Origin of the sequence: Pseudomonas agronomica (genome assembly GCF_025917275.1) — a bacterium.
In the GTDB taxonomy this organism is placed as follows: Bacteria; Pseudomonadota; Gammaproteobacteria; order Pseudomonadales; family Pseudomonadaceae; genus Aquipseudomonas; species Aquipseudomonas agronomica.
Genome location: NZ_JAOSHO010000408.1, coordinates 1 through 4,618, shown reverse-complemented (window position 1 = coordinate 4,618; position 4,618 = coordinate 1). Strand labels below are relative to the sequence as shown.

At 62.2% G+C, this 4,618-nt stretch carries 4 protein-coding genes; all 4 read right to left on the bottom strand.

The genetic code is table 11. The annotated features are described in order from the left end of the window. Positions 1-71 precede the first annotated feature (71 nt). On the bottom strand, positions 72-533 hold the full coding sequence (locus tag OC610_RS21640; RefSeq protein ID WP_264430649.1) for a GNAT family N-acetyltransferase: 462 nt from the start codon (positions 531-533) through the stop codon (positions 72-74). Between the two features lie 107 nt (positions 534-640). After that, on the bottom strand, positions 641-1,465 hold the full coding sequence (gene eutC / locus OC610_RS21635) for an ethanolamine ammonia-lyase subunit EutC (RefSeq protein ID WP_264430648.1): 825 nt from the start codon (positions 1,463-1,465) through the stop codon (positions 641-643). A gap of 26 nt (positions 1,466-1,491) precedes the next feature. After that, complete coding sequence (locus OC610_RS21630) at positions 1,492-2,886, bottom strand: ethanolamine ammonia-lyase subunit EutB (protein ID WP_264430647.1); 1,395 nt, start codon at positions 2,884-2,886, stop codon at positions 1,492-1,494. Between the two features lie 202 nt (positions 2,887-3,088). After that, a complete protein-coding gene (gene eat, locus OC610_RS21625; RefSeq protein ID WP_264430646.1) occupies positions 3,089-4,459 on the bottom strand; it encodes an ethanolamine permease in 1,371 nt (456 codons plus the stop codon). Positions 4,460-4,618: the final 159 nt, after the last annotated feature.

Sequence of the window (4,618 nt, the reverse complement as noted above, 5' to 3'; positions counted from 1 at the left end):
CCCTCGCCACGAGGGTTTCACTCAGTCACAAGGTTTCACCTGGCCACAGAGGCTTCATCTAGCCGCAGGGGTCAGAGCCCTTCGCTGATTGGTAGCACGTAGTTCTTGAACTCGGTGTCTTCCTTGAAGCCGATCGATTCGTAGGTTTTCTGCGCGACGTCGTTGTTGCTGCTGGTGGAGACGCGCATGCGCACGGCGTTGGTTTCCTTGGCCATTTTTTTTGCGGTGCGGATCAGGTTGTCGGCGACGAGTTGGCGGCGGGCGTCTTCGGCGACATAGATGTCGTTGAGGATCCACACGCGCTTGAGCGACAGCGACGAGAAGCTGGGGTAGAGCTGGCAGAAGCCGAGCAATTTGCTGTCGTCGTCATCGGGCAGGGCCAGGTAGATGACCGATTCCTTGCGGCGCAGGCGCTTTTCGAGGAAGGCTCGGGACGAGTCCGGGTAGGGCAGCGAGCCGTAGAATTCCCGGTATTTGACGAACAATGGGGTCAGCAGGTCCAGGTGTTCCAGGGTCGCTTGGATAATCCGCATGGTAGGTCTCGTCTGCAAAGGTCGACAGATATTCAGACAACAATGTCGCGCTGCCGTGCTTTTGATGCTGCCTGAAAGCGGATCAAAAACGCAATCGGATAAACGGATCAGTTGCGGGGCGGCGCCAGTAGGAAATTACCTTTCATATCGGCAGGGTTTTCCGACTCTAGAGTATGAACCTGGGCTTCGTCCTTCAGATTGACCCCCGAAAGCTGGCGGCGACAGGCCTCGCGCATCAGGTAGATCAAGCGATGGGCCGCCATCCCGTAGCTCAGGCCTTCGAGGCGCACGTTGGAAATGCAGTTGCGATACGCATCAGTCAGGCCGACCTTGGGCGCGTAGGTGAAATACAGGCCCAGGCTGTCGGGGGAGCTGAGGCCGGGGCGTTCGCCGATCAGGATCACCGACATTTTCGCGCCGAGCCGCTGCGCCACTTCATCCGCCACGGCGACGCGACCCTGTTCCACCAGGACCACCGGCGACACCGACCAGCCTTCCGCGGCGATCTGTTCTTCCAGCCGCGCCAGGAACGGCAAGGTATGGCGATGCACCGCCAGCGCTGACAGGCCGTCAGCCACCACGATAGCCAAATCCACGCCGCCGGGATGGGCCGCCGCGTACTCGTCCAGGATTTGCGCGGATGCCTCATCGAGCCGTCGGCCCAGGTCCGGGCGCTGTAGATAGCTATGGCGGTCGGCTGCGGCGCTGTGGAGCAGCAGACTTTCACGGCCACGCTCGGTTAGTTGTGCACGAATGCCCTGGTGATCAAACGCCAGGTGCACCGCATCGCGCGCCTGGGCGTGGGCGTATTGGAAATCCAGTTGCGCCGAGGTGGGCAGGCTGGTGCCGGTGCGCCCCAGGGCGATGCGCGCCGGGGTGAGATTGCGCAGGTTCAGCCAGGGGTTTTGCGAATCGACAGGTTTTTTATCCATGGGCAACTCACTCATAAAAATGCGGCTTATCCCAAATGCGCGAGGGCCTGGCGAAACGCCGGTGGCAGGTTGTCGCCGAATCGCACCCGGCCATCGGCCTGGGTGAAGATGCCCATGTTCGCCAACCACGTTTCGAATTCCGGCGCCGGCTTCAGGCCCAGGGTCTGGCGGGCATAGAGGGCGTCGTGGAACGAGGTGGTCTGGTAGTTGAGCATGATGTCGTCGGAGCCGGGGATGCCCATGATGAAGTTGATCCCGGCCACGCCCAGCAGGGTCAGCAGGGTGTCCATGTCGTCCTGGTCGGCTTCGGCGTGGTTGGTGTAGCAGATGTCGCAGCCCATCGGCACGCCGAGCAACTTGCCGCAGAAGTGGTCTTCGAGGCCGGCGCGGATGATCTGTTTGCCGTTGTACAGGTATTCCGGGCCGATGAAGCCTACAACCGTGTTCACCAAAAACGGGTTGAAATGTCGCGCCACGGCGTAGGCTCGGGTCTCGCAGGTCTGTTGATCGACGCCGTGGTGGGCGTTGGCTGACAAGGCGCTGCCCTGGCCGGTTTCGAAATACATCAGGTTGTTGCCGAGGGTGCCGCGATTCAGGCTGAGGCCGGCGTCGTAGCCTTCCTTCAGGATGTTCAGGTTGATGCCGAAACTGGCGTTGGCCGCTTCGGTGCCGGCGATGGACTGGAACACCAGGTCCAGGGGCACGCCACGGTTCGCCGCTTCGATGGAGGTGGTGACGTGGGTCAGCACGCAGCCCTGGGTGGGGATGTCGTAGCGCTGGATGATGGCGTCGAGCATTTCCAGCATGGCGCAGATCGAGGCGGTGCTGTCGGTGGCCGGGTTGATGCCGATCATGGCGTCGCCGTTGCCGAAGAGCAGGCCGTCGAGGATGCTCGCAGCGATGCCGGCCGGCTCGTCGGTGGGGTGGTTGGGTTGCAGGCGCGTGGACAGTCGCCCGCGCAGGCCGAGGGTGCCGCGGAATTTGGTGACCACGCGGATTTTCTGCGCCACCAGCACCAAATCCTGCACGCGCATGATCTTCGAGACGGCGGCGACCATTTCTGGCGTCAGGCCGGGAGCGAGTGCGCGCAGGCTCTGCTCATCGGCGGCGTCGCTGAGCAGCCAGTCGCGAAAACCGCCGACGGTGAGGTGGCTGACGGTGGCAAAGGCGTGTTTGTCGTGGGTGTCGACGATCAATCGGGTGACTTCGTCGGCCTCGTACGGAATCAGCATTTCCTGCAGGAAATGGCTGAGGGGCAAGTCAGCCAAAGCCATTTGCGCGGCCACGCGCTCGCCATCGTTGAGGGCGGCGACCTCGGCGAGGAAATCCCCGGAACGCGCTGGGCTGGCCTTGGCCATCAGGTCTTTGAGGCTGTCGAAGCGGTAGGTCTGGGCGCCGACGGAATGGGCGAATGCGGCCATGGGCGGTGTCCTCCTGGTTTTGTAGATAACTCAAATACAACCCGTAACCCTGTGGGAGCGAGCTTGCTCGCGATAGCTGTGTATCAGTCGACAAGTATTTTTGCTGACACTCCGCTATCGCGAGCAAGCTCGCTCCCACAGGGGGACGGTGTGCACTTTTAAATAGCAGGCACCGAGCCCTCGGCCCGGTGCCGGTGCAACTTCAGATACCTGTGAGCATAGCGTCCGCCGGCGCGTCGGAGCGTTGCTTGGCGGTCAGTTGGAAATACAGGTAGCCGACAATCATGAAACCGAGGAACACCAGGCCGATCAGGGTGTTGAACCACGCCATCGCCACCAGGCACACCACCGCCAGGAACAGCGCGATGCCCGGCACGAGCGGGTAGCCCGGCGCGCGGAAGGTGCGTTCCAGGTTCGGTTCGGTCTTACGCAACCTGAACAGGCTGAGCATGCTGATGATGTACATCACGATGGCGCCGAACACCGACATGGTGATCATCGCCGCCGTCAGGCTCATACCCTGCAGGTTGACCAGGCCGTCGCTGTAGATCGCCGCGATGCCGATGACGCCGCCGGCCAGGATCGCCCGGTGCGGGGTCTGGAAGCGCGAGAGTTTTGCTAGGCCGCGAGGCAAATAGCCGGCCCGGGCCAGGGCGAAGAACTGCCGCGAGTAGCCGAGGATGATCCCGTGGAAACTCGCCACCAGGCCGAACAGGCCGATCCACACCAGCATGTGCATCCACGTCGAGTTGTTGCCGACCACGGCTTTCATGGCCTGGGGCAGCGGGTCGTTGATGTTCGACAGGGTGCGCCAGTCACCGACGCCACCGGCCATGATCATCACGCCGATGGCCAGGAACACCAGGGTCAGGATGCCGCTGACGTAGGCGCGGGGGATCGTGCGCTTCGGGTCCTTGGCTTCTTCGGCGGCCATGGCTGCGCCTTCGATGGCGAGGAAGAACCAGATGGCGAAGGGGATCGCCGCGAAGATGCCCGGGATCGAGGCGAGGGTGAACTCATTGGAGCCCGACCAGCCGTTGAGCACGAAATTGCTGAAGCTGAAGCCCGGCGCGACCACGCCCATGAACACCAGCAGCTCGGCGACCGCCAGCACGGTGACCACCAGCTCGAACGCCGCGGCGATGCTGACGCCGAGGATGTTCAGGGTCATGAATACGATGTACGCGCCAACCGCCGCGAGCTTGGGATCGAGCTCGGGAAACTGCACGTTGAGGTAGGCGCCGATGGCCATGGCGATGGCCGGGGGCGCAAAGACGAATTCGATCAGGGTGGCGATCCCGGCGATCAATCCGCCTTTTTCACCAAACGCCCGTCGGCTGTAGGCAAAAGGCCCACCGGCGTGGGGAATCGCGGTGGTCAGTTCGGTGAAACTGAAGATGAAGCAGGTGTACATCAACGCCACCATGAGGGCGGTGACGAGAAACCCCAGGGTCCCTGCGGTGCCCCAGCCGTAGCTCCAGCCGAAATACTCGCCGGAAATCACCAGGCCGACGGCAATGCCCCATAAATGCAGGGTGCCGAGTGTGGGTTTGAGTTGGGTGGTAGAAGTCATAAGTCCTCTCTGTCTTTTTTATTGTTTGATCTGTTGGACTTTCGGGTTTGCTGTGGAGCGGGCACGCAAGGCTCATGCCAGAGCGGTGGACGGTAGTTTGATGTTGTCAGTGAGGGCGCCATCGTCGGATCGCCGCCCGGAGCAAGCTCGCTCCCACAG

Bases quoted from the DNA above. Each gene is read 5' to 3' on its own strand.
- OC610_RS21640 (WP_264430649.1), bottom strand. From the start codon at position 533: ATGCGGATTATCCAAGCGACCCTGGAACACCTGGACCTGCTGACCCCA.
- eutC (WP_264430648.1), bottom strand. From the start codon at position 1,465: ATGGATAAAAAACCTGTCGATTCGCAAAACCCCTGGCTGAACCTGCGC.
- OC610_RS21630 (WP_264430647.1), bottom strand. From the start codon at position 2,886: ATGGCCGCATTCGCCCATTCCGTCGGCGCCCAGACCTACCGCTTCGAC.
- eat (WP_264430646.1), bottom strand. From the start codon at position 4,459: ATGACTTCTACCACCCAACTCAAACCCACACTCGGCACCCTGCATTTA.